Source organism: Bacillus sp. JJ722 (assembly GCF_036963345.1).
Lineage (GTDB): Bacteria > Bacillota > Bacilli > Bacillales > DSM-1321 > Bacillus_AD.
This window is the reverse complement of sequence record NZ_JBALMO010000324.1, coordinates 1-6,019: the sequence shown is the minus strand read 5'-3', so window position 1 is coordinate 6,019 and position 6,019 is coordinate 1. Positions and strand designations below refer to the sequence as shown.

4 protein-coding genes and 2 pseudogenes are annotated in these 6,019 nt (G+C 36.1%); 3 read left to right on the top strand and 3 right to left on the bottom strand.

Features of this window, described 5'->3' with window-relative positions; all coding sequences use genetic code 11:
- Positions 1-57 precede the first annotated feature (57 nt).
- Positions 58-1,026, top strand: coding sequence for a DMT family transporter (locus V7014_RS25175; protein ID WP_335511525.1), 969 nt, complete (start codon positions 58-60; stop codon positions 1,024-1,026).
- 411 nt (positions 1,027-1,437) lie between these two features.
- On the opposite strand, the gene V7014_RS25170 is transcribed toward V7014_RS25175, so the two are convergent.
- Both V7014_RS25170 and V7014_RS25165 read right to left on the bottom strand, forming a co-directional pair.
- On the bottom strand, positions 1,438-1,881 hold the full coding sequence (locus V7014_RS25170; protein ID WP_335511524.1) for an SRPBCC family protein: 444 nt from the start codon (positions 1,879-1,881) through the stop codon (positions 1,438-1,440).
- A gap of 194 nt (positions 1,882-2,075) precedes the next feature.
- Positions 2,076-2,202 (bottom strand): annotated as a pseudogene (locus V7014_RS25165) (DNA alkylation repair protein); the annotation flags it as partial.
- On the opposite strand from V7014_RS25165, the gene V7014_RS25160 reads away from it, so the two are divergent.
- A complete protein-coding gene (locus V7014_RS25160) occupies positions 2,180-2,452 on the top strand; it encodes a hypothetical protein (protein ID WP_335511529.1) in 273 nt (90 codons plus the stop codon). The pseudogene V7014_RS25165 and the gene V7014_RS25160 overlap by 23 nt on opposite strands.
- Positions 2,453-2,802: 350 nt before the next feature.
- On the opposite strand, the pseudogene V7014_RS25155 reads toward V7014_RS25160, so the two are convergent.
- Positions 2,803-3,759, bottom strand: a pseudogene (locus V7014_RS25155) (MFS transporter); the annotation flags it as partial.
- Positions 3,760-3,949: 190 nt separating this feature from the next.
- Between V7014_RS25155 and V7014_RS25150 the strand changes: the two are divergent.
- Positions 3,950-5,203: an aminopeptidase gene (locus V7014_RS25150; RefSeq protein ID WP_335511522.1), complete on the top strand. Its 1,254-nt coding sequence runs from the start codon at positions 3,950-3,952 to the stop codon at positions 5,201-5,203.
- Positions 5,204-6,019: the final 816 nt, after the last annotated feature.

Sequence of the window (6,019 nt, the reverse complement as noted above, 5' to 3'; positions counted from 1 at the left end):
TTTTTTATAATTCTCATTATGAAATTACTAGAAATTATAGAAAAATGAGGGATAACAATGAAAAAAGGTCAAATGATAATAGGTGCGATAGCATGTTTAATCGCAAGTATGTCCTGGGGAGCAATGTTTCCAGTCGCGGACCATGCACTACTGTACATAGATCCATTTTATTTTTCACTGATTAGATATGGAGCGGTAGCTATTTTATTAGTCATTTTATTATGGATGAAAGAAGGAAGGCAGGCTTTTCGTTTAGAAGGAAAAGGGAAGCTACTCGTCTTCTTCGGAACGATGGCATTTACTGTATACAATGTACTAGTTTTCTTTGGTCAAATGTTAATGGGGAAATCAGGCGTTATGGTAGCTTCTATTATGGAGGCGCTTATGCCGATGATTTCAATTATTATTTTATGGGGATTTAAACGTGTAAAACCGAAGAATTATATGATTATTAGCATGGTCATTGCTTTTGTTGGGGCTATCTTTGTAATTACAAAAGGTGATATGAGTTTCTTTCTTACACTGAAACATAATCTGTTTTCACTAGCATTTATTTTAATTGGTGTTATAGGATGGGTAATCTATACGATGGGCGGGCAATCATTTCGTGATTGGTCTACACTCCGCTATTCAACATTGACATGTGTTTTTGGTACAGTTGTCACAGGTATCATAACGATGATAGTCACAATGCAAGGATATGTGTCAGTACCAAGTATGGAAACGGTTTCTACTATTAAATATGATTTGTTATTTATGATAACATTACCAGGTTTTGTGGCATTGCTTAGTTGGAACTATGGCATAAAAATTTTATCATCCGTGAATGGAATTTTATTTATTAATTTCGTTCCAATCACTACATTGGTCATTATGATTATGCAAGGATATAATATTACAATTTTTGATGTAGTAGGAACACTGCTTGTTATAACAGCTCTCATACGAAATAACGTATATCAGCGCAAAGAACAAAACAAGAAACAGGAGAATTTACAAGAGGAACAGTTACGCAAAGCTGTCTAATACCAATGTCGTTTAAGGGAATTCTATGTTAGAAATTATATTGTTTTTCTTTGTGGCTGTAATTGCCTGAGAGCTGAGAGCTTATAGCAATTAATCGAAATAGTCAAAAATAATTGTACATCTGCACGGGTGAAAATGGATTCTACCTCCAGTTTTTCGATTACATTAAATAAGAGCATGTTTTGATCAATCTTTATTCAAAAAATGCTCTTTATACTTGTCTTTAAATCAAGGTTATTAGTAATGGTTTAATCAATCTTTATTTTAAAGCTACAAAAATAAAGAGTGTTCACTAGTCTGTCAGCTTAAACCTTATATAATTGGACGGTGCGTGATCGTGAGTGCTTTTTATCATTCCAGTACTGTTTTATAGAGTGATTTTTATGATTTAAAGTGTGAAGAAGATATTAATTAATGAATTAAAGATGCTCTTAAATCAATAACGTCATTTTCTAAATAGCATTTTAAACAGGATAACATATATACCCAGCCTTCTTTTTGTCCCATCATTTTGTTTACTACTTCAGGGTCTTCTTCTTTCAAACCTGATTCTTTAACTTCAATAATTGTATTATTTTTATCCAACTCTATTAGAGAAATGGTAACAACCGTTTCCTCATTGTGTTCCTCTCCCCAAGAAAAAACAATTTTCTTATTTTCCTTGACCTCTATCACATTTATTGCCCCTTCTGCGTCGTATTCATCATATTTTAGTGTTATCTTCTTGCCTTGTTCCCATCTTTCCGAACTAGATGAAAACCAAAAGTGGCCGATTTTCTCTGGATCTACTATTGATTCAAATACCTCATTAGCAGGCTTACGTATTTTCATTTTCGTAGTTACTTGTGTATTCATAGTAAAATCAACACCCTTTCTTGTTTTTCTTTATTTTATACTTTCTTTACTCTTAATGGAAAATTCTATATAGAACATAAGTTTTCTGTAACTTACCAGCCTTTTAGTTAAATAACTTTAACAAAAAAGGCATCAATCCATCTTGGATCAACGCCCTCTATAATTGAATATTGTTCGTGATGCGAGGCTATTGTTTAACATCTTACATATTTTTCATTTGAAACCAAGACTGCCTTTATCTACTTCCTTTTGAATACTTTCGTAAGCGTTTAGAAAACTACTTATTTTCTTGTCCCATTTGACTTCTACTGGACCTACTGCCAAGAAAAGTAATATGATTTCACACACAGTAGAAGGATTAGAACAGCTACATCATTTCTTAGATGCACAAGAAAGACTACTCATTAGCAGCCTGGCACTGCTAGTCATTTTTGAGACAGTAAGAATACATCTTATTATGCGACTTGTTGACGGTATTGTTTTATTTATAATGAGCCCTTCTTTATCACTAAATCAATCCGATGATAATGATCTTGTAGACATTAATAGTGTAGAAAAAGTTCAAATTTAGTAATTTGAAGGATTTCAATAACAAACAAATCACATTGTGAAAAAACAAATGAATTACTGTTATTTAAAAAAAGTATGAAAAACATACCCTTTTTTATACAAACTCATTTGAAATACACAGAGTTAAGTTAGAACGGTACACCAGTTATTTCGGCGCACGCGTCTGAAACCCATATGGTATAAAATAAGCTGCCATCAATAATATTCCAAGATAGCGGTTTATATTTTCTTTTAAGATACAAAAAGTCATGGAGTATCACCATGACTTTTTGTATCTCAATTGCGTGATAAAAGCTTCTTATCTAGTTTAGGTTTCAATCATGTTAGTCGATCCAACTGGTGTTGCAATAACTAGTTTGCTGGTTTTCCAGCATTCTTTGGCACCATTAGTATGATAGCGATGATAGAAAGCATACCGAATATAAAATTAACAATAAACCCACTAGTTGCTGCCAAATCAAGGCCACTGGTTGCACTGATCGAACCGTAAACAGCGCCTGAGATCGAAACACCAAAAGCTGAACCAAGTGAGCTCGCCATTTTGTAAACTCCTGCTGCCTCACCGCTCTTATTGAAAGGAGCATTCGAAACGGAAGTATCCATTGATGGTGTCGCATAGATGCCTAGACCAATACCACATAAAACAAATCCAATGAAAACAACGATGGTATAAGCCAGACCTGGCAAGAATGTAAGCCCCATGAGTGATACACCAGCGGTTGTGATAACGGCTCCCCAGAGCATTGGTACCTTCCCGCCAACCCTTTGCAGAATTTTCTCCCCAACACGAATCATTGTCAAGACAGCTACTAAATAACCGACGGATAACATACCTGATTGGAAAGCGGTAAACCCACGACCTACTTGAACATACGTATTCGCGACTACAAGTGTTCCCACTACTGCATTTAACAAAAAGTTAGAATATGTAGCACCTGCATACGGTTTGTTTTTGAACAAAGAGAAATCTATTTGCGAGATATCTTTTTTCGTTTCCACTTTAACGAAAATGATAAAGCCAATGATGGCAACCGCCGCGGAGCCTAATGTAAGAGGGCTTGTCCAACCCCAATCTGATCCACGAGTAATGAAGAGATTTAATGCCAGCATGGTAATGATGAAAATCACCAATCCGGTATAATCGAATTTAAAAGCACCTTTTGATTCTGCTTTGCTTTCTGGAGTATCTTTGAGCAAGACCATTGCAAGGATTGCAATGATAATAGAAAGGACAAAAATCCATCTCCAGCCCATGTACGTCGCAATGAACCCACCGGCAAGAGAACAAATCCCTGATCCGCCCCAAGAACAGGAATGCTGCCCCGTTTGTCCAATAAGGACTTCAGTAAAAAAAGCGTTAATTTAAGAACAGTTCTTCACAAACCTACCTAACAAAGCTATATTTTTATTTGACTTCATTGATATTAAGTTAATGACATTGATAGAGAAGTGATTTTTTATAGTATAATGGAATAAAAAGTTAGGAGCTGAGTGTGCGATGATTAAAGGGAAATATGAGCTTGTTAGTGAAGAACAGTTGAAAAAGTATGCAGAGCTTGCTGTACGAGCGGGTGTAAATGTGCAAAAGAATCAATTAGTGATTATTCATAGTGACATAGAAAATGTTACGTTTGCACGTCTAATCCAAACAGCAGCCTATGAGGCGGGAGCTTCAAATGTGGTTATGGATTGGACAGATGAACAGTCTACCAAAGAATTTTATTTACATGCAGCAGATGATGCCATCGATCACTTTCCCGACTGGCAAGCTGCCCGCTTTAAGGAGTGGGACGATGCGGGTGCTGCTTACATCCATATTATTTCTGAAAACTTAGATGTCTTTAAGGAGGTTTCCCCAGAACGGATGAGCCGCTTCCAAAAGGCCTCTCGCACCAAGTTGAAGGCTTATTACGCAAAGATTAGATCCCACGAGGTACGCTGGTGTCTTCTAGCTGTCCCGTACTTTGCATGGGCAACTAAAGTATTTCCCCACCTAAGTAAAGAAGAAGCCCTGCAATCATTATGGCAATTAATCTTACAAGGAGCTCGGGCAGATGGAAAAAATCCTATAAAAGACTGGGAAAATCATGACAGAGCCTTCGAGTCTCGGAAAAAAATCCTAAACGACAGCCAGTTTGAAACCCTGCATTTTACGAATAGCCGAGGAACTGATTTATTAGTCGGCATGCCTAAAAATCACCTCTATATCGGCGGGGGTGTTATAGATAAAAAGGGAATACCGTTCTTTCCGAACATTCCCACGGAAGAAATATTTTCCGCTCCACATAAAAATAAGGTAAATGGCAAACTAGTAGCCACTAAACCGCTTATCTATGGGGGAAGTGTCATCGATGATTTTTACCTAACCTTTAAAGATGGACGGATTACTGACTATTATGCCGCCACTGGGCAAGAAGCGTTACAAAGTCTCATCGAAACAGACGAAGGTTCACATTATCTAGGAGAAATTGCCTTGGTCTCTAACAATTCTCCTCTTTCTCAGGCAGATACTCTCTTTTACAACACCTTGTTTGATGAAAATACGGCCTGCCATATTGGAATCGGAAACGCCTCCCCTTCTAACCTTCCAAATGGCAGCAACCTATCGGAGGAAGAGTTGAAGGAAGCAGGCCTTAATACTTCACTCCTGTTAGTCAATGTAACCTTTGGTACCGAAGATATGAAAGTAGTGGGTATTAAAGAAGATGGAACTGAAGTCCTACTAATCAAGGATGGGGATTTCCAATTCTAATTTGGCTACTCCTTAAAAACAGAGGAAATTGATTTCTGATGGCTTATACTTAGTTCTATTCAAATTAAATCCCTCATAGCAGCAATGTCATTAACTTAATATCAAAGAACAACTTAGGAAGATGATATACTCTACTTTCCGGACTGGGATATATGTGGAAGAGTGGACAGAATTAACTTGCATGTAACTTGCAAAAGCGTTTATTTTCGCCTTCTTAGATCAGAGATATATGTGGGAGAATGGGCAGGATTAACTTGCATGTGACTTACAGAAAGGGATCAATTTTACTCTAAAGATAGAAAAAGTGATAATATCAAGGTTTATCAACAGGTAATTTTATTTATATTTCTTCCTGTTTGTATATTGAATTATAAGAAGGCTCTTGTTACATGTAACGCATCCTGTCACACGCTAATTGATTTCACTTTGTTTTATTTAATATCATACATGATTTGAAAGTTAAAAAGTGCTGATAAATAAGGGCGTGTTGATTTTACTTTACTTTAAATTACCTATCTTCCAAAAGAACGTAAAAAATACGGTTTTAAATAACAGTTTCGTTGACAACTCACTAAAATCCATATCAACGAACTTAATTTTTCACCACATAAAGATCTTACTTTTCTAACCTATCAAGTTAAAGTGATGGTATTTTGTTTAAAACTTGGCAATTTTATAAGAACTCAGATTAATGTTCTATCTATATATCTATAATAAAGATTCCCCTTACGGCAAAGTCAATAATTTTAGTAGCCCACTATTGAGCAAACCTGCCCCGTTAGCTGCATTACTTCAATAAAAGAAGCTGATCACAGC

What these genes read in the sequence shown, in the direction of transcription:
- V7014_RS25170 (WP_335511524.1), bottom strand. Translation starts at nt 1,881, where the DNA reads ATGAATACACAAGTAACTACGAAAATGAAAATACGTAAGCCTGCTAAT.
- V7014_RS25150 (WP_335511522.1), top strand. Translation starts at nt 3,950, where the DNA reads ATGATTAAAGGGAAATATGAGCTTGTTAGTGAAGAACAGTTGAAAAAG.
- V7014_RS25175 (WP_335511525.1), top strand. Translation starts at nt 58, where the DNA reads ATGAAAAAAGGTCAAATGATAATAGGTGCGATAGCATGTTTAATCGCA.